23 protein-coding genes and 1 pseudogene are annotated in these 21,796 nt (G+C 69.3%); 7 read left to right on the top strand and 17 right to left on the bottom strand.

What is annotated here, in order from left to right:
• Positions 1-104: 104 nt before the first annotated feature.
• Positions 105-1,523: pseudogene (gene pyk, locus I2W78_RS11450) on the top strand (pyruvate kinase); the annotation flags it as partial.
• A gap of 123 nt (positions 1,524-1,646) precedes the next feature.
• Here the strand turns inward: pyk and I2W78_RS11455 are convergent.
• From I2W78_RS11455 to I2W78_RS11470, 4 genes are all read right to left on the bottom strand, one after another.
• Positions 1,647-3,026 carry a hypothetical protein gene (locus tag I2W78_RS11455; RefSeq protein WP_196459218.1) on the bottom strand — a complete coding sequence of 460 codons (1,380 nt, stop codon included), beginning with the start codon at positions 3,024-3,026 and terminating at the stop codon, positions 1,647-1,649.
• Positions 3,016-3,564: a DUF6114 domain-containing protein gene (locus I2W78_RS11460; protein ID WP_196459220.1), complete on the bottom strand. Its 549-nt coding sequence runs from the start codon at positions 3,562-3,564 to the stop codon at positions 3,016-3,018. The genes I2W78_RS11455 and I2W78_RS11460 overlap by 11 nt, the downstream gene beginning before the upstream one ends.
• 128 nt (positions 3,565-3,692) lie before the next feature.
• Positions 3,693-4,355 (bottom strand): DUF6230 family protein, encoded by a 663-nt coding sequence (locus tag I2W78_RS11465; RefSeq protein WP_196459222.1) that lies wholly within the window; start codon positions 4,353-4,355, stop codon positions 3,693-3,695.
• A gap of 648 nt (positions 4,356-5,003) precedes the next feature.
• Entirely contained in the window at positions 5,004-5,978 is a 975-nt protein-coding gene (locus I2W78_RS11470) for a tetratricopeptide repeat protein (RefSeq protein WP_196459224.1), read from the bottom strand.
• A gap of 327 nt (positions 5,979-6,305) precedes the next feature.
• Between I2W78_RS11470 and I2W78_RS11475 the strand changes: the two genes are divergently transcribed.
• On the top strand, positions 6,306-6,977 hold the full coding sequence (locus tag I2W78_RS11475; protein ID WP_196459226.1) for a TetR/AcrR family transcriptional regulator: 672 nt from the start codon (positions 6,306-6,308) through the stop codon (positions 6,975-6,977).
• Positions 6,978-7,033: 56 nt separating this feature from the next.
• Here the strand turns inward: I2W78_RS11475 and I2W78_RS11480 are convergent, their stop codons facing one another.
• The 9 genes from I2W78_RS11480 to I2W78_RS11520 all read right to left on the bottom strand — a co-directional run bounded on the left by I2W78_RS11480 (position 7,034) and on the right by I2W78_RS11520 (position 13,508).
• Complete coding sequence (locus tag I2W78_RS11480; RefSeq protein ID WP_196459227.1) at positions 7,034-7,459, bottom strand: DUF6086 family protein; 426 nt, start codon at positions 7,457-7,459, stop codon at positions 7,034-7,036.
• A gap of 61 nt (positions 7,460-7,520) precedes the next feature.
• Positions 7,521-9,221 (bottom strand): acyl-CoA mutase large subunit family protein, encoded by a 1,701-nt coding sequence (locus tag I2W78_RS11485; protein ID WP_196459228.1) that lies wholly within the window; start codon positions 9,219-9,221, stop codon positions 7,521-7,523.
• A 187-nt stretch (positions 9,222-9,408) separates the two neighbouring features.
• Positions 9,409-9,747: a DUF3817 domain-containing protein gene (locus I2W78_RS11490; protein WP_196459229.1), complete on the bottom strand. Its 339-nt coding sequence runs from the start codon at positions 9,745-9,747 to the stop codon at positions 9,409-9,411.
• A 43-nt stretch (positions 9,748-9,790) separates the two neighbouring features.
• Positions 9,791-10,300, bottom strand: coding sequence for a MarR family winged helix-turn-helix transcriptional regulator (locus I2W78_RS11495; RefSeq protein WP_196459230.1), 510 nt, complete (start codon positions 10,298-10,300; stop codon positions 9,791-9,793).
• Positions 10,301-10,643: 343 nt separating this feature from the next.
• The gene (locus tag I2W78_RS11500; protein ID WP_196459231.1) at positions 10,644-11,294 is read right to left on the bottom strand and encodes a TetR/AcrR family transcriptional regulator; all 651 of its coding nucleotides are present in this window, start codon (positions 11,292-11,294) and stop codon (positions 10,644-10,646) included.
• Positions 11,291-11,971 (bottom strand): DUF4166 domain-containing protein, encoded by a 681-nt coding sequence (locus tag I2W78_RS11505; protein ID WP_196459232.1) that lies wholly within the window; start codon positions 11,969-11,971, stop codon positions 11,291-11,293. Before I2W78_RS11505 ends, I2W78_RS11500 begins: the two co-directional genes overlap by 4 nt.
• Complete coding sequence (locus tag I2W78_RS11510) at positions 11,968-12,729, bottom strand: hypothetical protein (protein ID WP_196459234.1); 762 nt, start codon at positions 12,727-12,729, stop codon at positions 11,968-11,970. Before I2W78_RS11510 ends, I2W78_RS11505 begins: the two co-directional genes overlap by 4 nt.
• A gap of 144 nt (positions 12,730-12,873) precedes the next feature.
• A complete protein-coding gene (locus I2W78_RS11515; RefSeq protein ID WP_196459236.1) occupies positions 12,874-13,167 on the bottom strand; it encodes an MTH1187 family thiamine-binding protein in 294 nt (97 codons plus the stop codon).
• Positions 13,164-13,508 carry a DUF3817 domain-containing protein gene (locus I2W78_RS11520; protein WP_196459238.1) on the bottom strand — a complete coding sequence of 115 codons (345 nt, stop codon included), beginning with the start codon at positions 13,506-13,508 and terminating at the stop codon, positions 13,164-13,166. Before I2W78_RS11520 ends, I2W78_RS11515 begins: the two co-directional genes overlap by 4 nt.
• Positions 13,509-13,711: 203 nt before the next feature.
• Between I2W78_RS11520 and I2W78_RS11525 the strand changes: the two genes are divergently transcribed.
• From I2W78_RS11525 to I2W78_RS11540, 4 genes are all read left to right on the top strand, one after another.
• Positions 13,712-14,344, top strand: a complete 633-nt coding sequence (locus I2W78_RS11525) for an AIM24 family protein (RefSeq protein ID WP_196464510.1) — start codon at positions 13,712-13,714, stop codon at positions 14,342-14,344.
• A gap of 1 nt (position 14,345) precedes the next feature.
• Positions 14,346-14,996, top strand: coding sequence for an AIM24 family protein (locus I2W78_RS11530; protein ID WP_196459240.1), 651 nt, complete (start codon positions 14,346-14,348; stop codon positions 14,994-14,996).
• Positions 14,993-15,793: an AIM24 family protein gene (locus I2W78_RS11535; RefSeq protein ID WP_196459242.1), complete on the top strand. Its 801-nt coding sequence runs from the start codon at positions 14,993-14,995 to the stop codon at positions 15,791-15,793. Before I2W78_RS11530 ends, I2W78_RS11535 begins: the two co-directional genes overlap by 4 nt.
• Before the next feature lie 92 nt (positions 15,794-15,885).
• On the top strand, positions 15,886-16,362 hold the full coding sequence (locus I2W78_RS11540; RefSeq protein ID WP_196459244.1) for a MarR family winged helix-turn-helix transcriptional regulator: 477 nt from the start codon (positions 15,886-15,888) through the stop codon (positions 16,360-16,362).
• Positions 16,363-16,373: 11 nt separating this feature from the next.
• On the opposite strand, the gene I2W78_RS11545 is transcribed toward I2W78_RS11540, so the two are convergent.
• Together I2W78_RS11545 and I2W78_RS11550 are read right to left on the bottom strand one after the other, a co-directional pair.
• The gene (locus I2W78_RS11545) at positions 16,374-17,876 is read right to left on the bottom strand and encodes a sensor histidine kinase (RefSeq protein ID WP_196459246.1); all 1,503 of its coding nucleotides are present in this window, start codon (positions 17,874-17,876) and stop codon (positions 16,374-16,376) included.
• Positions 17,873-18,538, bottom strand: a complete 666-nt coding sequence (locus tag I2W78_RS11550; protein WP_196459248.1) for a response regulator transcription factor — start codon at positions 18,536-18,538, stop codon at positions 17,873-17,875. Before I2W78_RS11550 ends, I2W78_RS11545 begins: the two co-directional genes overlap by 4 nt.
• A 116-nt stretch (positions 18,539-18,654) precedes the next feature.
• On the opposite strand from I2W78_RS11550, the gene I2W78_RS11555 reads away from it, so the two are divergent.
• Complete coding sequence (locus I2W78_RS11555; protein ID WP_196459250.1) at positions 18,655-19,467, top strand: PepSY domain-containing protein; 813 nt, start codon at positions 18,655-18,657, stop codon at positions 19,465-19,467.
• Between the two features lie 113 nt (positions 19,468-19,580).
• Here I2W78_RS11555 and meaB read toward each other — a convergent pair whose 3' ends face one another.
• Positions 19,581-20,540: a methylmalonyl Co-A mutase-associated GTPase MeaB gene (meaB, locus tag I2W78_RS11560; protein ID WP_196459252.1), complete on the bottom strand. Its 960-nt coding sequence runs from the start codon at positions 20,538-20,540 to the stop codon at positions 19,581-19,583.
• A 43-nt stretch (positions 20,541-20,583) separates the two neighbouring features.
• The gene (locus I2W78_RS11565) at positions 20,584-21,789 is read right to left on the bottom strand and encodes an acetyl-CoA C-acetyltransferase (protein WP_196459254.1); all 1,206 of its coding nucleotides are present in this window, start codon (positions 21,787-21,789) and stop codon (positions 20,584-20,586) included.
• Positions 21,790-21,796 lie beyond the last annotated feature (7 nt).

Below are 21,796 nucleotides of genomic sequence, written 5' to 3' on the forward strand. Positions count from 1 at the left end.
GTCGTAGGACTGTCCAATGGACCTCACCTGAGCGGCATCCCGCCCTTTTGTATTTTCCGCCAGACGGAATATTCCGCAGCGAAACAAACCGATAGGATCGCCCCATGCGCCGTTCGAAAATCGTCTGTACTCTCGGCCCCGCGGTCGACTCCCACGAGCAACTCGTCGCGCTGATCGAGGCGGGCATGAACGTTGCCCGTTTCAACTTCAGCCACGGCACGCACGCCGAGCACCAGGGGCGGTACGACCGCGTCCGTGCCGCCGCCAAGGAGACCGGCCGGGCCGTCGGGGTCCTCGCCGACCTGCAGGGCCCGAAGATCCGGCTCGCGACCTTCGCCGAGGGGCCGGTCGAGCTGGTGCGCGGTGACGAGTTCACCATCACCACCGAGGACGTACCCGGCGACAAGACGATCTGCGGTACGACCTACAAGGGCCTGCCCGGCGATGTCGCGCGCGGCGACCAGGTGCTGATCAACGACGGCAACGTCGAGCTGAAGGTGCTGGACGTCGAGGGCCCGCGGGTGCGGACGATCGTCATCGAGGGCGGCGTCATCTCCGACCACAAGGGCATCAACCTGCCCGGCGCGGCCGTGAACGTCCCGGCCCTGTCGGAGAAGGACGTCGAGGACCTCCGCTTCGCCCTCCGCATGGGCTGCGACATGGTCGCCCTGTCCTTCGTCCGGGACGCCAAGGACATCAACGACGTCCACCGGGTCATGGACGAGGAGGGCCGGCGCGTCCCGGTCATCGCCAAGGTGGAGAAGCCGCAGGCGGTGCAGAACATGGAGGACGTCGTGATGGCGTTCGACGCCGTCATGGTCGCCCGTGGTGACCTGGCCGTCGAGTACCCGCTCGAGAAGGTCCCGATGGTGCAGAAGCGCCTGATCGAGCTGTGCCGGCGCAACGCCAAGCCGGTGATCGTCGCGACCCAGATGATGGAGTCGATGATCACCAACTCCCGCCCGACCCGCGCCGAGGCCTCCGACGTGGCCAACGCGATCCTGGACGGCGCGGACGCGGTGATGCTGAGCGCGGAGTCCTCGGTCGGCGCCTACCCGATCGAGACGGTCAAGACGATGTCGAAGATCGTCACCGCGGCGGAGCAGGAACTGCTCTCCAAGGGCCTGCAGCCCCTGGTCCCCGGCAAGAAGCCGCGCACGCAGGGTGGTTCGGTGGCCCGCGCCGCCTGCGAGATCGCCGACTTCCTCGGCGGCAAGGGCCTGGTGGCCTTCACCAAGTCCGGCGACACGGCCCGCCGCCTGTGCCGCTACCGCGCCGCCCAGCCGATCATCGCGTACACCACGGACGAGTCCACCCGAAACCAGCTGACGCTCAGCTGGGGCGTGGAGTCGCACGTCGTACCGTTCGTGAACAGCACCGACGAGATGGTCGACCTGGTCGACCAGGAAATCGCCAAGCTGGGCCGCTTCAACCCCGGCGAGATCGTGATCATCACGGCGGGCTCCCCTCCGGGGGTGCCGGGCACGACGAACATGGTGCGGGTGCACCACTTGGGGGCGGGGCGCGGGACTGAGTCCGCGTTCGGTACTTCTCGGTTCGGTAGTACTTCCCGTACGACAGTGAGGGCGCCCCCTGTGGCAGGGGGCGCCCTCACTTGCGGCTCCCGAACGGGCTTGCGGGGGTGTTCAGCCGGTGGTGTACACATGCATCCCGGGGATGGTCAGGGTCCCGCCGAACTGGGCGGCCTGCGTGACCTTCACGTTCGTGAAGTAGATCCAGGGGAGGTTCAGCGGGGGCGGGCTCTCCGGGCTGAACGTGAGCGGGATCAGGCCGAGGAGGTTGCCGGAGATGCTCTCGGTGTACATCACCGTGTCGCCGTTGGTGATCGTCGACTCCGAGCCCTTCGCCGCCTGCACGTGATAGGTCTTGCCGATCTGCTTGTCCTCCACCAGCTGGTGCAGATCGCCGATCTTGGTACCGCCCGAGATGACGTACTTCAGCACCTTCTTGGTCTTGCCGCTGGCCGTCCTCACCTCGACGATGCCCTGGTAGTCCGCGCCCTGCAGATCCAGGTAACTGGCCTCCAGGTACCAGGGGTCGTCCGCCACGGCGATGGGGTTGTCCACGCCGCCCTCGGCATCCGTGGCCTTGGGACAGTCCTCGGGGTCCACCGTGGGACTCGCGGACGGGCTCGGCGTGGCGGTGGCCTCACCAGTGGGGTCGGCCGACTCGGTGGCCTCCTCGGTCACCTCGCCCTCGGTGTCCTCGACCGTGTCGGTGACCTTCCCGGCGGCATCCTCGACGGCACCGGACGTGTCCTTGCCGCTGTCGGAGCCGTCGGAGCTATCCGAGTCGCCCGCATTCCCGGACGGCGCCTCCGCGTCGGCGCTCCCGCTCGGGGACGTGGACGGGGACGGCGTGGGCGTAGGGCTCGCGGACTCCTTGGAGCCGCCGCCGGTTATGCCGTCCACGACGCCGGTTATCGCATCACCGATCGTCTCGAGTACGCCCTTGTCGCTCTCGGACGGCGACGGGCTCGGCGTGGCCTGCTCGGCCTCGCTCTCCTCCTCGACGGCGGGCGCCGAGGACGAGGGAGACGGCTTGGGCTGGGCCCCGTCGTCGGAACCTGAATCCGACGAAGAGTCCTGGCCCGAAGTCCCCGACTCGTCCGAGGAGTTGCCGTCGGACGAGGGCGAAGGACCAGGCGTCGTCGGCTCGGCGGACTCGCTCTCGCTCGCCGAGGCGGACGGCGACGGCGTGGGTGACGCGTCCTGGCTCGCCTCGGGGTCCAGCGCCGCGACACAGTCCTTGAACTGGTCGGCCTGGTCGGCGTACTCGTCGGCCTGCAGGCTCCGGGACGCCGGCTGCTCGTCGGCGAGGGCGAGTTTGGGCGTAAAGCCCATGCCCATGAGGACCGCCGTCGGCATCGCCGCCAGGGCTATCGCCTTGCCGGCCGGCATGTGGAACCTGGTGAACAGCGGCTTCTTGGGTGCCGCGTGACGCGGCCCGGTTCTCACACGGGGCCCGTCCACATCGGCCACGTGGGTCACCTCGTCAGCCGGCACTGTGCCTCCCGTTCGCCCCGTTCGCCGGGCTCGTTCCTGACAGGTCGTTCGGCTCGCCCACCGTGCCCTGGTCCGCCTCGGGGATCGCGCCCGAGGGGGCGCCGCCCGCCCCTTCGTGGTCCTTCGTCGCCTCCGGCTCGGGCGGCGCGCCCGGCGCCCAGGACACCGCCATCGCGCCGCCGATCAGCGCGAACAGGAAGCCGACGACGAAACCACCGAAGTTGGACACCGGGATGGACACCAGTGCCAGCAGGATCGCGGCTACTCCGGCGAAGATCTGGATGTGCTTCTGGAACCAGAGGGTGAAGCCCAGAACGATGAGCAGCACGCCGATGATCAGGGACCCGGCGCCCGCGGTGGTGGACATCGCCAGCGTCAGATGACCGATCTGAAGGTTCGCGTACGGGAAGTACATGATCGGTACGCCACCGATCATGACGAACAGGCCGGCCCAGAACGGCCGCGTGCCCCGCCAGGCGCGGAACTGCAGTCTCCGGCGGTTGAACTGGCCGGTGGCGGCAGGAGTCTCGGCGCTCATGGAAAACAGCTCCCTGGTGCGGCGTTGCTGTGGTGAGGGTTTATTGCGATGTGGAGCGGATGGTGCGCGGCGCGCGGAGAGTGGGCGGGCGGGGCACCGCTTAGGCTCCCCCGCCCGTCACCGAGTGCTTAGTAGCACTCCTTGCCTTCGCCGCTTCCGAGCATCAGCTTCATCTTCAGACCGGGCAGCGTGAAGGTTCCGGCCGTGGTCGCCCACGCCGTCTGCTTCACGTCGGTCAGCTTGGCCGTCCTGGCCTGCTGGGCGAAGCCGAACGGGTTCGCCTTCTGCTGATCGACCTCCGACTTGTTCATGCCGGGACCGCGGTTGATCCCTCCGGCGGCCACACCGATGTCGATGTCCTCGAACGTGGCGTTCGCGCCCAGGTCCGCGACGTCGATGTACAGGTTGTCGGCGCTTACCTGCTGCTTCTCGTCAGTGCTCTCACCGGCCGTCAGCTTCAGCGTGACGGTACCGATCCCCGGGATGCCCGGGGTGACCACGGACTGGCACATCTTTTCGATCCGCGCGGTGTCGAACACGGAGACGGCTACGGGGTGGTTGACCTTCTCACCCGTGAGGGTGTACCCCGTCTCCTTCGCCCCGTACTGCGAGAAGCCCGTTCCGTTGAGCTCCTTCGCGGTCACCTTGAACGACTGACCCGACACACTGAACGACGCGGCGAGAGCACCCTGCGCGAGAGCGACACCTATGCACGCCGTGGCGGCGACGCTGGGCACCATGACCACAGCGAACCGCTTCCATCTGGTCCCACCACGCACCTGGGACTCCATATTTCCTCCTTCTCGGACGTACATCGCCTGCCCCGACCAGCCCCCCAAAGGCGGCTCAACCGGACAGGGATGGGAGAAGTGCTACGTCCTCGGGAAGGAGAGCGCCCGCAGCTCGGCGGCGCACAACGGCGCCCGAATCACCGGCGATCACCCCCGAGCGACAACCACTGGTCGCGCCTGACACGCATCACGCACAACCTTGCTGGACAGGCTTCGCCGGTGGGCGAAGACCCCCCTGTCCAAGAGCCGGCGCCAGTGACGTCGGCTCTGCTCGGTGGGGACCCAGGAAGTCCCGCGGCCCGATTGGCTGTCGGGGTACGGGAATGGACCGAGCGTCGCCGATCGTGGTGCATTCTCGCCGCCCGCACAAGGGGGTTCGTTACTCGCTAGTAACGGCCGGATAACCGAACAACGACCAGCCGGACTCGCTCAGCGACGCTGGGTGTCAACTAGGGGGAGGACAAAACTATTGATCGCTGGACGGAATCCGACAGATCAACGCCTCTGACTTACTCGCAGTAACAGCGGCCGTGATTACCAAGATTTGGTAAAGCACGGCCGCTCTGACGTCTCGTCAGCCAATTACTCACTCAGGGCTCACACGCCCCGACGTTCAGCGACTGGTCACCATAGAGCGCCTGGCCCCGCTCAGAACAGTGCGCGTGCCAGCGCCCGACGCGCCGCGGTCACCCGCGGATCCTCCGCGCCGACCACCTCGAACAGCTCCAGCAGCCGCAGTCGTACGGCATCCCGGTCGTCACCCGCCGTACGCCGCACCGTGTCGATGAGCCGGCCGAAGGCGTCCTCCACATGACCGCCCACCAGGTCCAGGTCGGCGGCCGCGATCTGCGCCTGCGCGTCGGCCGGCCTGTCGGCCGCGTCCTTGCGCACCTGCTGCGCGTCGAGCCCCTGCACCCGCTGGAGCAACTCCGCCTGCGCCAGACCGAGTTTGGCCTCCGGGTTGGCGGGGTCGTCGGAGAGCACGTTCTTGTACGCCTGGATGGCACCGCCCATGTCGCCGGCGTCCAGCGCCTGCGCGGCGGCGTTAAGTGCGGCGTCGTAGGGTCCGGCCGGTGCCTGCGCGGGCGCCTGGCCGCCGCCCGGCTCGGCCTCCGGGTCGACGGTCAGACCGGTCAGGCCGAAACGCTGCTCGGCGACCGTGACCAACTGGTCGAGGGTCTCCCGGATCTGCGCCTCACCGGCCGCCCCCTGGAAGAGCGGCAGCGCCTGGCCCGCGACGACCGCGAAGACCGCCGGGATCCCCTGGATCCCGAACTGCTGCATCAGCATCTGGTTGGCGTCGACGTCGATCTTGGCGAGGACGAAGCGGCCGTTGTACTCGACGGCGAGCCGCTCAAGGACCGGGCTGAGCTGCTTGCAGGGCTCGCACCACTCGGCCCAGAAGTCGATGACGACCGGGACCTCCGTGGAGCGCTGGAGGACGTCACGCTCGAATCCGGCCTCGTCGACGTCGATGACGAGATCGGCCGGGGAGACGGCTCCGCCTCCGCCCTCCCGGGCCGCTGCGGCGCGCGCCTGCTCCGCCTTCGCCTTGGCCTCCTGGGCCGCCTTCACCGCGGCGAGGTCGACGACGCCGCTCATGGACATGTTCCGTGGCTGCATGCGTCTATCCTCCCCCGTTCCCCGCGTGTCTGTGAAAAACGCCGTGAAGCCGTGCGTGCGTACGACGCCGGGTCCCCACCCGACGCCTGTGGTCGTCGCTCGCGTACGACGCGGAAGTCCCCCGTACGACACGGAAGTGCAGGTCACTCGCGAGCTTTCGCTACGGGTCGTAGCGTAACGGCACGGGGCGGCCCGGCGACACCCCCATCCGGTGATCTCCCTCACTGTCACCCGGAACATGCCGGACGCGGCCAGGGAATCCCGCCGGGCATGGTCAAGGAAACCGGCCGGACATGGTCCAGGAAACCGGCCGGATATGGTCGGAAGATGCAGAGCCGCACCCCCGCCAGCCGCACCGGACGTCCGCGCAGCGCCGCCGCCGACGCCGCGATCCTGGCCGCGACCCGGGCGGCCCTGGTGGAACTGGGCTGGTCCAAGCTCACCCTGGGAGACGTCGCAACCCGCGCCGGGGTTGCGAAGACAACGCTCTATCGTCGCTGGGCGGGCAAGAACGAACTGGTCGTCGACGCGGTGGCGGAACTCTTCGACGAACTGCGCCTGCCCGACCGGGGCACCCTCGACGCCGACATCGAGGGCGTGGTGCTCCAACTGGCGGCGATCCTGGACCGGCCGGAGGCCAAGAGCGGCCTGATGGCGGTCGTCGCGGAGTCGACCCGCGACCCCGCACTGCGCGAACGCATCCGCACCGCGATCGTGGACCGCCAGAAACGCCTGGTCGTGGAGGGCCGGGCCCGGGCACAGGCGCGGGGCGAGCTCCCGACGGAGTCCGACGACGAGGAGGCGGCCCGCACAGCGGACCTGATCTTCGACATGGTGGCGGGGACGGTCGTCCACCGCTCCCTGGTGAGCGCGGAACCGGCGAACGCGGAGTGGGCGCGCTCACTGACGCGGGTGCTGCTGTTGGGGCTGGCGGGGGCTGCGGAGGCCAAGGAACGCGAGAGCCGTGTGCCGGGCGGAAACGGCGCGCCCGCGTCCTGATCACAAGGGCGCGGTAACCGCCACGTTCTCCGGCGTCGCGCTCCCCGCCGACCATCTCAGCGGGGCGCTCTGGACTTCCACACGGAGACGGTGCCGTGCCGGTTCTCCGAGACGTGGCCCTTGACGACTCGGTCCTCGTCACGGGCCCATTCCAGGTAGGCGCGTTCGGCCAATGTGCTCGCGGTGACCTTGGCGCCGGACTTGTCGGCCAACATGACCATCACGGGCAGCAGGCCGTCCATCAACTTCATCAGTTCCGAGTGGGTCGTCCTGCCCCGGCGGCGGAGGGCCGCGGTCACGAACTCTCCGTACAACGCAGTGTCGATCTTGACCCGGTCGCCGGTGATGTCGTCGAGCCCGGTGGGCACCTTGATGATCAGGGTGCCCAGGGCGTTGACGCCTCCCATGAAGAGCTGACCAACGGCCAGAGCGGGTTGCCAAAAGTCCTCGTCGGTGTCGCTGACAGTGAATATGTAGCTCATATCCGCGCCACCGTACGGGGGTGTCAGCGCCTTCAGTGGCCGCTTTTCGCCCGCCTCGGCGCTAGAACCCCGCCGGCTCCGTGTACACCCCCCACTCCTCGCGCAGGGCGTCGCAGATCTCGCCGAGGGTGGCTTCTGCTCGTACGGCCGTCAGCATGGGGTCGATCATGTTGGAGCCGTCTCGTGCGGCGGTGACCATCGCGGCGAGGGCCGTGCGTACGGCCGCGTCGTCGCGGGCCGCTCGGCGGGTGTCGAGTACGCGGACCTGTTCGCGTTCCACCTCGTGGCTGACCCGCAGGATCTCCAGGTCCCCGGTGACCGAGCCGGTGTGGGCGTTGACGCCGACGACCCTCTTGTCGCCCTTCTCCAGGGCCTGCTGGTAGCGGAAGGCGGACTCGGCGATCTCGCCGGTGAACCAGCCGTCCTCGATGCCGCGCAGGATGCCGGAGGTGATCGGGCCGATGGGGTGCCGGCCGTCGGGGTGGGCGCGCAGGCCGCGTTCCTTGATCTGGTCGAAGATCTTCTCCGCGTCGGCCTCGATCCGGTCGGTCAGCTGCTCGACGTACCACGCACCGCCCAGCGGGTCGGCGACGTTGGCGACGCCGGTCTCCTCCATGAGGACCTGCTGGGTGCGCAGGGCGATCTCCGCGGCCTGCTCGGAGGGGAGCGCCAGGGTCTCGTCGAGGGCGTTGGTGTGGAGGGAGTTCGTGCCGCCGAGGACCGCCGCGAGCGCCTCGACCGCCGTGCGGACTACGTTGTTGTACGGCTGTTGGGCCGTGAGGGAGACACCTGCGGTCTGGGTGTGGAAGCGCAGCCACTGGGCCTTGTCGGACTGGGCGCCGTAGACGTCACGCATCCAGCGGGCCCAGATGCGGCGCGCCGCGCGGAACTTGGCGATCTCCTCGAAGAAGTCGACGTGTGCGTCGAAGAAGAAGGACAGGCCGGGGGCGAAGACGTCCACGTCGAGGCCGCGGGAGAGGCCGAGCTCGACGTAGCCGAAGCCGTCCGCGAGCGTGTACGCCAGCTCCTGCGCGGCCGTCGCGCCGGCCTCGCGGATGTGGTAGCCGGAGACGGAGAGCGGCTTGTACGCCGGGATGCGCGCGGCGCAGTACTCCATCAGGTCGCCGATGAGGCGCAGGTGCGGCTCGGGCTGGAAGAGCCACTCCTTCTGGGCGATGTACTCCTTGAAGATGTCCGTCTGGAGCGTGCCGTTCAGGACGGACGGGTCGACGCCCTGACGTTCGGCGGCGACCAGGTACATGCAGAAGACCGGGACCGCCGGGCCGCTGATCGTCATCGACGTGGTGACGTCGCCGAGGGGGATGTCGCGGAAGAGTATGTCCATGTCGGCGGCGGAGTCGACGGCCACGCCGCAGTGGCCGACCTCGCCGAGCGAGCGCGGGTCGTCGGAGTCGCGGCCCATCAGGGTCGGCATGTCGAAGGCGACGGAGAGGCCGCCGCCGCCGGCCGCGAGGATCATCTTGTAGCGCTCGTTGGTCTGCTCGGCGTTGCCGAAGCCGGCGAACTGGCGGATCGTCCACGTGCGCCCTCGGTAGCCGGTCGGATACAGGCCGCGTGTGAAGGGGTACTCCCCGGGCCAGCCGATCCGCTCGAAGCCCTCGTAGGTGTCCCCGGGTCGGGGTCCGTACACCGGCTCCACGGGGTCGCCGGAGAGCGTGGTGAAGTCCGCGTCGCGCTTGCGCGCCGCGTCGTACCGGGCCTGCCAGCGGCGGCGGCCCTCTTCGATGGCGTCAGCGTCCATACCCTCGAATTTACTTGGACGTCCTAGTAAATGTCGACGGCTGGCGGGTGATTTGTCAGGGAGACCTGGCAATCGGGTGACGGTGGCGCCGCCGTACGGTCGGTCGGTCGGACGTGTACGGCGGCTTGTGTGGCGTGCGGCGGCGCCTTCGTGTGCCTAGACCTGCACCTGCGCCTTCGCCGTGCGTCTACGCCTTCGCCGGGGTGGGCTCGGGCTGGGCGATCTTGGCGTCGAGCTCTTGTGAGATCTTGCGTTCCACGAAGAACGCGGCTGTCGGGATGGTGCCCGCGAGCAGTACCCAGACCTGCTTGGCGATCGGCCACTTCGCCTTGGAGCCCAGGTCGAAGGCGAAGATGAGGTAGACGACGTACAGCCAGCCGTGCGCGATGGAGACGACCTGCGTCGCGTCTGCGGCGCCGTCCATCTTCAGGGCGTACTTGGCGATCATGCACAGGCACAGCAGGACCAGGAGCACACCGGTGACGTAGGCCATGACGCGGTAGCGGGTCAGCACGCTCTTTTTCATGCGGACGAGCGTAACCGCCCGTTCCGGGCGATCTTTCGCCGGGTCAGTGGTCCTCGAAGTCGTTCGCGGCCACGCGGAGGGGGCGGAGCATCGCGAAGATCTCGGCGCATTCCTCGGCGTCGTATGCGCCGAGGCCGAAGTCCATGGCCATCAGGTCGCGGGTGGCGGATTCGACTACTTCGCGGCCCTTGTCGGTGATCACGGCCAGGGTGCCGCGGCCGTCGTTGGGGTTGGGGCGCTTGGCGACGAGGCCGGACTTGACGAGGCGGTCGACGGTGTTCGTGACGGATGTGGGGTGCACCATGAGGCGCTCGCCGATCTTGGACATCGGGAGCTCGCCCTCCTTGGAGAAGGTGAGCAGTACCAGCGCCTCGTAGCGTGCGAAGGTCAGTCCGTACGGCTTGACCACCGCGTCTACCTCGGCGAGCAGGATCTGGTGTGCGCGCATGATCGAGGTGATCGCGGCCATCGACGGCACGTTGCCCCAGCGCTGCTTCCAGAGTTCGTCGGCGCGGGCGATGGGGTCGAAGGGGAGGCTGAGCGGCTTCGGCACGTCACCAGACCTTACCCGTCGGTCATATGTTGGTCAGCCCCGTCTCGCGTTTCGGGCTGCTGGGTGACGATCCTTGCGTTTGGGCCTGCGGCGGCCTGTGGCTGTGGGGGCGTGGTTGCTGTCGCGCCTGCGGTTCGGTGGGTGGGGCGGGGCCGTGTCGGGGGGTGTCCGTCCTCGGAACGGCGCGGAATCGGTCACTTACCAACGCCCCCGGGTTGACGCGCCAACCGCTGCGGGCGGACACCCCCCGACACGGCCCCTTCCCGCCGTGGGCGAGTGCGGCTCGCATCTGGGTGTGGGCTGCCGGTGCCCGTAAGCCGTGACATGGCCGGTCGGCCTGACGTCAGGAGCGGGTCGTTCGGCGTAGGTGGTGGCGGACTGCCTTTTGGGCTACCGGGCCCAGGGTCTCCAGGGCCGCTACCAGGGCGCCCAGTTGTTCGAGGGCGTCCAGGGCCGCTGTGGCGCCCGCCGCGTCCACGCCCTCGTACAGTTCGATGCCTACGAAGGATGCCGCCACCGCCCGGGCTAGGCCCTTGGGGTCCGTGAATTCGCTGAAAGGGGTTTGTGGGAGGACCCGGGTGAGGGTCTTTTCGATTTCCGTGATCCACAGGTCCAGGCCTGCTGCCGTTGCCGGGGCGAGGGTGGGGTGGGTCTGGGCACCGGCCAGGAGTTGGCCGAGGAGGGCGACGTGGCCGTCCTGTCGTTCCTGGTCGTGGATTTCGCGGCCTATGGCCAGGAGTTCGGAGAGGGACCGCACGGAGGCCATGCGGAGGCGGTAGCGGGAGACCGCCTGTTCCGCGCCGTAGTGGCAGGCGGCCGCCAGGAGTTCGTCCACTGAGCCGAAGTGGTAGAAGACCAGCGCCTGGTTGACGCCCGCGGTCGCCGCGATCGTGCGGGCCGAGGTTTTGGCGATGCCCTGTTCCGTCAGGGTGCGCAGTGCGCCTTCGAGCAGTTTCGTTTTCGTTTCGAGGGACTTCGCCGTTTCCGGGCTCATGCTCGGGACTCCTCGCGGAGCGGGCGCAGGCCGGGGCGGATGCCGCAGGTGCGGGTGTCGGTGTATGTCGCCTTGAACCATCCCTCGTAGCCGAAGAGGGGGCCGAAGTGTTTGTTGACGACCCTGACCTGGATGCGGAAGCGGGCCGTCGAGTCGTCGTAGGACTCGCGCACCTCCGCCGTCGCGCCTATCAGGTCGGGGACCCGTACGTCGACGGGACCCTCGCGGAAGCGGTGTTCGCCGGAGCGGATCAGGAGGGAGCCGTCGGGTTCGGCGCTGAAGTGGAGGTCGGTGGCGAGGTGCTGGTGGGTGCCGAGGTAGTCGAGGATGCGGTCCTTCTTGGGGCTCAGGACCATCTGGGCGTCGAAGCGGCGGGGGCGGCCGGGCAGGTCGAAGGTGCGCACGAAGGTCACCGTCTCACGGCCGTAGGTGTCGGCGTACGGCACGTTCTCGATGGTGAAGGGGACGTTGCGGCCGGTGCGCGGGATCAGGATGTTGCGGGTGGTGCCCAGGGCCAGGAACGGCTTGACGTGGGGGCCGCCGTGCCAGATGCGGTGCATCACGCCTCTGCCCGTGCAGGCCTCGCCGGTGGTCAGGCCCACCGAGAAGCGGCGCCGGAGCTGGGGGTGGAGGCGGTCGAAGTCGGCGCCCATGACCTTGGAGAAGATCGATGTCATCGCGGGGTCTCCAGGGTGTGCAGCAGGCGCGGGGCACGCGCGCGTGTGGGTGGTGTGCGCAGGCAGCGGCGGGCCGCGGGGGTGCAAGGGAGGGGGGACTTGAGGACCGCCAGGTAGGCGGTGATCAGTAGGAGGAGGGGCCAGAGGAATGCCATGGGTGCCGCGAGCGGGCCGAAGTGGTGGAGGACGGATTCGCCGGCGAGGCCTGTGCAGGCGAGGGTGAGCAGGGTGGCGCGTACGGCCAGTTCCGCCAGCCAGTTGCGCAGGGCGCGTTCCGGTGTGATGCCGCGCTCCAGCCAGAGGCGGAGGCGGTCGAAGGACCACGCCGTCGCCCAGCCCATCAGGGGGCGGAAGAGGGCGCGGTCGGCCAGTGCGCCGAAGGCGCCCCAGCGGGGGCGGTAGTCGTAGCCGGTGAGGAAGCGGACGCCGTCGCCGTCGGGGACGTAGCGCCAGTAGCCGCTGCCCTCCGCCAGGAGGGAGAGGGGGTGGGGCGAGGCGAAGCGCAGGGCAGAGGTGCGCGTGCCGTCGGGGCGTTCCTTCTCGCCCGCCGAGATCCCGGTGCCGGCGATGGTGAGGAAGGGCAGCACGCGCGTGGCGTAGCGGAAGTGCTGTGGCTCGCCCTCCGCGCGCGGGAGGTAGTCGATCTCGGTGAAGCGCAGGTCCCAGCGTTGGTGCTGGGAGGGGTGCTGGGTGTGCGTCCAGAGGGTGTCCAGGTCCGCGTGGATGCGTGTCTCTATGTAGAGGCCGTGGCCGCCCATTGCTTCATCCCCCAGTTCAGCAAGTCTTTTGAGCGATCGCTCAAGTGGTGTGAGCATGACCGTACACCTATTTGAGCGATCGCTCAAAGGGTGGGGAAAGGAAACCCCGGCCCATTGGGCCGGGGTTGGGGCTGGGTGCTGGTTCTACTGCGCCAGGTGGCGTTCCACCGTCTCGACCTTGGACGTGAGGCCGTCCGTCACTCCGGGGCGGATGTCCGCCTTGAGGACCAGGGACACACGCGGCGCCCTCTCCTCCACGGCGGCCACGGCGCGCTTGACGACGTCCATGACCTCGTCCCACTCGCCCTCGATGGACGTGAACATCGCGTCCGTACGGTGGGGCAGGCCCGACTCGCGGACCACGCGGACGGCGTCGGCGACGTACTCCCCCACGTCCTCGCCGACGCCGAGCGGCGTCACGGAGAAGGCGACGATCACGCGTTCACGACCCCTTCCTTGCGGGCGCGGTCCGCGATCACCGCGTCCTCGGCCTCGCGGCGGAGCTTGCGCTCGGCGAAGAAGCCGCCGGTGGGGAGCACGGAGAGGACGAAGTAGAGGGCGGCTGTCCTGAAGGACCACTTGCTGCGGTTCCAGGCGTCGGCCCAGAAGATCACGTACAGGATGAACAGGACGCCGTGGATCGCGCCCATCACGGGGACCGCGTTGAATTCCGTGGTCCGCTTCAGCACCGAGCAGACGAGCAGGATCAGGAAGGACACGGCCTCCGGGGCCGAGACCAGGCGGAGGCGGCGGAGGGCGGTGGCGGTCTTGAGATCCACGGGACACCTTCGGTGGGAGAGTCGCTGACGACGCGGTCGCTTTGTGAACGGAAGCACAAACGTTCAGCCATTGTGGCAAACGGTTGGGTGGGGGCGGGCTCGGGGGTATGGGTCCGGCACCCCTAGGGGTGCGGTCCGGGTTCACCTCCGGTGACAGGCCCTGTTGGCGGAGCCAATCGGCCGATACCTTCACATCCGTGGCGATGTTCCGACTTCAAGGCAGCAAGGTGCTTGCCGTCGACATGACCGGTGACGCCGTGAAGGCGAAGAACGGGTCGATGGTCGCGTACGACGGACAGATGGCCTTCAAGAAGCTGAGCGGCGGCGGTGAGGGCATACGGGGGATGGTGACCCGGCGCATCACCGGTGAGCAGATGACCCTTATGGAGGTGAAGGGGCAGGGGACGTGCTGGTTCGCGGACCGGGCCTCGGAGATCAACCTGGTGAGTCTCCGGGGCGACAAGCTGTACGTGGAGTCGAGCAACCTGCTGGCGACCGACGGCGGGCTGCGCACCGGCACGTCCTTCACGGGGCTGCGCGGCGCCTCGCAGGGGAACGGGCTGTTCACGACGACCGTCGAGGGGCACGGGCAGGCGGCGATCATGTCGGACGGGCCGGCTGTGGTGCTGCGGGTGAGCGCGCAGTATCCGCTGACCGTGGATCCGGGGGCGTATGTGGCGCATCAGGGGAATCTGCGGCAGTCGTTCCAGTCCGGTGTGACGTTTCGCACATTGATCGGTGAGGGTGGGGGCGAGGCCTTCCAGATGCGGTTCGAGGGGGACGGGCTCGTGTACGTCCAGCCCAGTGAGCGGAACACGATCGCGGGGGACGTGTGACATGGGCTTCCGCGAGGTCAATTCGAAGATGGTCGAGGCGACCGTCATGCCCGGGCAGCGGCTGTTCAGTCAGCGCGGCGCCATGCTCGCCTACAAGGGCGAGGTGTCCTTCACGCCCAACATGAGCGGTGGGCAGGGCGGGATCATGTCGATGATCGGACGGCGGGTCGCGAACGAGGACACGCCCCTGATGACCGTCGAGGGCAGCGGCACCGTGCTGTTCGGGCACGGCGGGCACCACGTGCAGGTGATCAACCTCGCCGGGGACACGCTCTGCGTCGAGGCCGACCGGCTGCTCGCCTTCGAGGGGAGCCTGCAGCAGGGGACGATGTTCATGGGCGCGCAGGGCGGGGTCATGGGGATGGTGCGGGGTCAGGTCACCGGGCAGGGACTGTTCACGACCACGCTCAAGGGGCATGGGGCCGTGGCCGTGATGGCTCATGGCGGTGTGTTCGAGATTCCGATCAGCCCGCAGCGGCCGGTGCACGTCGACCCGCAGGCCTATGTCGCCCACCACGGCGACGTGCGCAACAAGCTGTCGACCGCGCTGGGCTGGCGGGACATGGTGGGGCGCGGCTCCGGCGAGGCGTTCCAGCTGGAGCTGAGCGGCAGCGGCGCGGTGTACGTCCAGGCCTCGGAGGAGAAGCTGTGACCTACGGAACCCCGGGCGCCGGGCCCGTCGTGCACGACCCGGTGACGCTGCCCGCCGACGACAACGTGAACGCGTACACCTTCTGCGTGGAGCTCAAGGGGAGCCAGTGGTTCCTGCAGAAGGGGAAGATGATCGCCTACTACGGCTCGATCGAGTTCAACGGCGTGGGGCACGGGCGATTGGACCGACTTGTCCGTACGTCGTTCCATTCGCCTCTGCACGCCGCGGACTGGGTCGTGGCGGAGGGCTCGGGGAAGATGCTCCTCGCCGACCGGGCCTTCGACGTGAATTCGTACGACCTGGAGGACGGCAATCTGACCATTCGCTCGGGCAACCTGCTCGCTTTTCAGCCAACTCTGGCACTGAAGCAGTCGATCGTGCCGGGCTTTCTCACGCTCATCGGAACCGGAAAGTTCGTGGCCGCATCTAACGGTCCGGTGGTGTTCATGGAGCCGCCGATCCGGGTGGACCCGCAAGCGCTTGTCGGCTGGGCCGACTGCCCCTCGCCGTGCCACCACTACGACCATGGCTACATGACGGGCGTAATGGGCGGTCTACGTGCGATGACAGGCCTCGGCGGGGCCTCCGGGGAGGAGCATCAGTTCGAGTTCGCGGGAGCGGGTACGGTGCTGCTCCAGTCGACCGAGACCCTGATGGCCGAGCAGGCCACGGGGACGGTCCCGCACCAGGCCGGTGTGCCCGGCGGTGGCGGGGTGACCGGAGGGCACGGGACGCAAGCCGGCGCACCGCGCCTTCCCGGACAGCTGGGGGACCTCCAGCGTCGCTTCGGGCTGTGAGCGGTAGTCTGCGGAGTGTGACGTCGAACGCGTGCGCACTGTCACACCACCCTCAGTAGTTCACATTTCAACCTCTTAGGTAGACTTCATTCATGGAGACCGAGACGGCCACGCGCTGGCTGACCGATGCGGAGCAGTGTGCCTGGCGCACCCACCTGGAGGTCAACAGGCTGTTGACGTACCAGCTCGAAAAGGACCTGCAGCCGTTCGGCCTGACGATGAACGACTACGAGATCCTGGTGAATCTCTCGGAGTCGGACGATTTGCGGATGCGGATGAGCGACCTGGCCTCCGCCACCTTGCAGTCCAAGAGCCGCCTCTCGCACCAGATCACCCGTATGGAGAACGCCGACCTGGTGCGGCGGGAGAACTGCGAGTCCGACCGCCGCGGGCTGTACGCGGTGCTCACCGACCACGGCATGGAGACGATGCAGAAGGTCGCTCCCCACCATGTGGCGTCCGTACGGAGGCACTTCATCGACCTGCTGCCCCCCGAGTCCCTCACGGAGCTCGAAAAGGCCCTGAAGCCCATCGCGGAACATCTGCGCGGGCACCGAGGCCGCCCCTGAACCAGCAGGCCCTAGGCGAGCGGCAGGCGGAGTTCGAACAGGGCGCCGCCTGCCGGCGCGTCATGGACCGCGAGGGTGCCGCCGTGGCGGGCGGCCACGTCACGGGCGATGGCGAGGCCCAGACCGGCGCCGCCCTCGTCCCGGCTGCGGGCCGCGTCCAGCCGTACGAACCGCTGGAAGATCCGCTCGCGGTCCACCTCGGGTACGCCGTCCCCGTCGTCCACGACCTGGACGACCGCCCGGTCCCCGTCCCGCCGTACGGCCACGGTGACCGCCGAGCGGGCGTGCCGCTGGGCGTTGTCCAGCAGGTTGGCCAGCACCCGCCCCAGTTGACCGCGCGATCCGGCCACTTCGAGGGACTCCGCCTCGACCGTCACGCCCTTGCGGCCCGCGGCCTGTTCACGCGCCAGCTCAGCCAGGTCGACCCGGGTGTCGGTGGGCCGCTCCCCCGCGTCCAGCCGGGCGAGCAGCAGCAGATCGGCGGCGAGCCTTTGCAGTCGTACCGTGTCCTCGACCGCGCCGTCCAGGTCCAGCAACTCCGGATGCGCGGCGGCCACTTCGAGCTGGGTGCGCAAGGAGGCGATGGGGCTGCGCAGCTCGTGCGAGGCGTCGGCGACGAAACGCCGCTGGCGTTCCACCGAGGTCTCCAGGGCGGCCAGCGTCTCGTTGGTGGTGCGGGCGAGGCGGGCGACCTCGTCGTGGGTCCCCGGTTCGGGGACCCGTCGGGTGAGGTCCTCGGAGGCGGTGATCTCCGCCATCTCGCGCCGGATGCCCTCGACCGGGTGCAGCGCGCGCCCTGTGACCAGCCAGGTCACGCCGGCGACGACACCGAGCAGCAGCGGGAAGCCGATCAGCATGACGGTCTGCGCGGTGCTCACGGCGTTCTGCTCGGCGGCCAGCGGACCGCCCGCGTACACGGTGAACGTGCCCTGGCCGGGGACTTCGACCGCCACCTCGGCGAAGCGGTAGTCCGCCGACTCGCCGTCGATCGTCGCGGAGCCGTCCGTGATGGACGCGTCCTCGGCGATCTCGCCCGGCTGGAGGGTGGCGCCCCCTGAGGAGTCGTCGGAGGAGTCGTCGTCCGAGTCGTCGGAGGAGTCGTCGTCCGAGTCGTCGGAGTAGTCCGCGTCGTCCGCATCGTCCGAGTCGTCGTCGCCGGAACCGGTGCCCGGCTCGCGGGCGGGCGGCGTCCGCTTCTCGGGCCGTACGGCGTCCGTTCCGGTGCCGGAGATCCGCTCCAGGCCCTCGCTGGCCGCGACCAGCCGGCCGTCCTCGTCGACGACCTGGACGGGGCGGTCGTCGTCGTCCAGGGACAACTGGTCGTACGGCTTGCCGCCGGCCAGGTCGGCCGCGACGGCGCGCGCCGAGCGTTCCGCTTCCGTACCGGCCTGCTCGGTCAGGTTGGAGTACAGGGAGAGCAGTACGGCGGCGCCCGCGGCGACCAGCGCCACGGCGACGACGACGGTGGCGCCGAGCGTGGCCCGGGCCCGCACGGAACCGAACAGGCGTCTCATCTCGGCGCCTCCAGCCGGTACCCGGCGCCGCGCACCGTCCGGATCAGCCCGGCGCCCAGCTTGCGGCGCAGTGCGCTGACGTACACCTCGACGATGTTCGGATCGCCCTCGTAGGCGAAGTCCCAGACGTGTTCCAGGATCTCCGCCTTGGAGACCACCTCGCCGGCCCGCACCGCGAGCTGCTCCAGTACGGCGAACTCCTTGGCGGTCAGGGCGAACTCGTCGCCGTCCCGGGTGACCCGGCGGGCGGCGGTGTCGACGCGGAGGGGGCCGACCGTGAGGATCGGTGAGGCGCCGTGCTGGCCGCGGCGGCGCAGCAGGGCCCGGATGCGGGCGACCAGGACGACGTACGAGAACGGCTTGGTCAGATAGTCGTCGGCGCCCGTGTCCAGGCCCTCCGCCTCGTCGTACTCGCCGTCCTTGGCGGTGAGCATCAGGATCGGTACGTCGTTGCCGGCGGCGCGCAGGGCGGAGCAGACGCGGTAGCCGTTCATGCCGGGGAGCATGATGTCGAGGACGATCAGGTCGTACGGCGACTCGGTCGCCATGTGCAGGCCCTCCCGGCCGTCGTGGACGACGTCCACGGCGTAGCCCTCCGCCGTCAGGCCCTTGGCCAGGGACAGCGCGAGGCGTTTCTCGTCCTCCACGATCAGCAGCCGCATGCCCCAAGGGTCGCAAACGGAACCTGAAGCGATCTTCAGGTGGCTTCAGCCTGGCTTCAGGCGGCGGACGGCAGCGTGGTGGACGTCGAAACGACAAGCCAACTCGGGGAGGACCCATGAAGCGCAACATCGTCATCGCCGCCGTGGTCGCGACTGCCGTGATCGGCGGTGGTACGACGCTGGCGTTCGCGGGTGGTGGCGGCGACACGTCGGGGACAGCGGGTACGTCGTCGGCGTCCGCGTCCGCCGACGCGGTGAACGTCGGTGAGCGGGACGACGACGGCAGCGGCGGCGGCGAGCGTGGCGCGAAGGTGACGGCCGCGGAGGCCATCGAGGCGGCGCTGAAGGCGCGGCCGGGGACCGCGGTGTCGGCGGAGCTGGACGACGACGGATCCGACGACTCCGACGACGACAGCGACGACGGTGACGACCGGGGCGACGACCGGCGGGGCTGGGAGGTCGAGGTGCTGGGTCAGGGCACGACCTCGTACACGGTGCACGTGGACCCGGCGTCGGGGAAGGTGCTCGGGACGGAGACCGACCGGGACGATGACGACGACCGGGACGACCGGGCCGCGCTGAAGGGCACCGGGGTCACGGCGATGGAGGCGGCGAACGCCGCGTCCGCTAAGGGGTTCGTGACGTCGGTCGACCTGGATGACGACGACCGGGTTCAGTCGTGGGACGTGGAGACCCGCGACGACGACGGCAAGCGCGGTGACTGGAACGTCGACTTGAAGTCGGGGCAGGTCACTGCGGACCGTGCGGACGACGACCGGGACGACCGGGACGGCCGTGACGGCCACGCCGACGACGGTCGGGGCAAGCAGCAGGTTCAGGACGACGACAACAGCGACGACGACAACGGCAACGACAGTGACGGCAACGACAGTGACGACGACCGGGGTGACGACCGCGGGGAGGACTGACCGTCCGTGGGGGCGGGGGTCTGGGGGCCGCTGCCCCCGGACCCCCGCTTCGGCCCTGAACGGGCCTCGTCCTCAAACGCCGGACGGGCTGAGTTTTGCCGACCGGCGCTGAGTCATGCCCCGTCCGTCACCCCCGCCACCAGCTCATCCGCCGCCCGATAAGGATCCAGCTCCCCGGCGACTATCCGCTCCGCCAGCGCGCTCAGGCGGCGGTCGCCGTGGAGGTCGGCGATGCGTTCGCGCAGGGCAGTTACCGCGATCGTCTCGACCTCGCGGGAGGCGCGGGCCAGGCGGCGTTCGGTCAGGACGCCCCGTTCCTCCATCCAGGCGCGGTGCTTCTCCAGCGCCTCCAGGACCTCGTCGATGCCCTCACCCCGTGCCGCGACCGTCTTGACGATCGGTGGGCGCCAGTCGCCGGGGGCGCGGGATTCGCCGAGGCCGAGCATGTGGTTCAGTTCGCGGGCCGTGGCGTCGGCGCCGTCGCGGTCGGCCTTGTTGACGACGTAGACGTCGCCGATCTCCAGGATTCCGGCCTTGGCCGCCTGGATGCCGTCGCCCATGCCGGGGGCGAGGAGGACGACGGAGGTGTCGGCCTGCGAGGCGATCTCCACCTCCGACTGGCCCACGCCCACCGTCTCCACCAGGATCACGTCGCAGCCCGCCGCGTCCAGGACGCGGATCGCCTGCGGCGCGGCCCAGGCCAGGCCGCCGAGGTGGCCCCGGGTGGCCATGGAGCGGATGTAGACGCCGGGGTCGGAGGCGTGCTCCGACATCCGGACCCGGTCGCCCAGCAGGGCCCCGCCGGAGAACGGGGACGACGGGTCGACCGCCAGGACGCCGACCCGCTTGCCCTGTTTGCGGTACGCCGTCACCAGCGCCGAGGTCGAGGTGGACTTGCCGACGCCCGGGGAGCCGGTCAGGCCGACCACGTAGGCCCCGCCCGTCAGCGGGGCCAGGGTCGCCATGACCTCCCTGAGCTGCGGGGACGCCCCCTCCACCAGGGAGATCAGCCGGGCCACGGCACGCGGCCGGCCCTCCCTCGCCTGGGCCACCAGTGTGGAGACGTCCTGCATCACAGCTCCGTTCAGATCACCGACACGACAGACCGACGACTGGTCAGGACTTGGGTACCCGCACGATCAGCGCGTCACCCTGGCCGCCGCCACCGCACAGCGCCGCCGCGCCGACCCCGCCGCCGCGCCGCTTCAGCTCCAGCGCGAGGTGGAGGACGAGGCGGGCGCCGGACATCCCGATCGGGTGACCCAGGGCGATGGCGCCGCCATTGACATTCACCTTTTCGGTGGACACCCCGAGGTCCTTCATTGACTGCACGGCGACGGCGGCGAAGGCCTCGTTGATCTCGATCAGGTCGAGGTCCGAAACCTCCAGGCCCTCCTTCTTCAGGGCGTGCCGGATGGCGTTGGACGGCTGCGACTGCAGGGAGTTGTCGGGGCCCGCGACGTTGCCGTGCGCGCCGATCTCCGCGATCCACTCCAGACCGAGCTCCTCGGCCTTGGCCTTGCTCATCACCACGACGGCGGCAGCGCCGTCCGAGATCTGCGAGGAGGAGCCCGCGGTGATCGTGCCGTCCTTGGCGAACGCCGGGCGCAGCTTGGCCAGCGACTCGGCCGTGGTGTCGCCGCGGATGCCCTCGTCCTTGCTGAAGACGACCGGCTCACCCTTGCGCTGCGGGATCTCCACCGGGGTGATCTCGGCCTCGAAGACGCCGTTCTTCTGCGCGGCGGCGGCGCGCTGGTGGGACAGGGCGGCGATCTCGTCCTGGACCGGGCGGGCGATGCCGAGGCGCGTGTTGTGCTTCTCCGTCGACTCGCCCATGGCGATGTTCTCGAAGGAGTCGGTCAGGCCGTCGTGGGCCATCGCGTCGAGCATCTGGACCGCGCCGTACTTGTAGCCCTCGCGGGTCTTCGGCAGCAGGTGCGGGGCGTTCGTCATGGACTCCTGGCCGCCGGCCACGATCACGTCGAACTCGCCGGCGCGGATCAGCTGGTCGGCGAGGGCGATGGCGTCGAGGCCGGAGAGGCACACCTTGTTGATGGTGAGCGCCGGGACGCTCATCGGGATGCCGGCCTTGACCGCGGCCTGGCGCGCCGGGATCTGGCCCGCCCCGGCCTGGAGCACCTGCCCCATGATCACGTACTGCACCTGGTCGCCGCCGATCCCCGCACGGTCGAGGGCGGCCTTGATCGCGAAGCCGCCGAGGTCGGCTCCGGAGAAGGACTTCAGCGAGCCGAGCAGCCGCCCCATCGGGGTACGGGCGCCCGCGACGATGACGGAGGTCGAGCCGTTCGTTGCAGAAGACATGAGCTGC

It is taken from the genome of Streptomyces spinoverrucosus (assembly GCF_015712165.1).
GTDB classification, from domain to species: Bacteria; Actinomycetota; Actinomycetes; order Streptomycetales; family Streptomycetaceae; genus Streptomyces; species Streptomyces spinoverrucosus_A.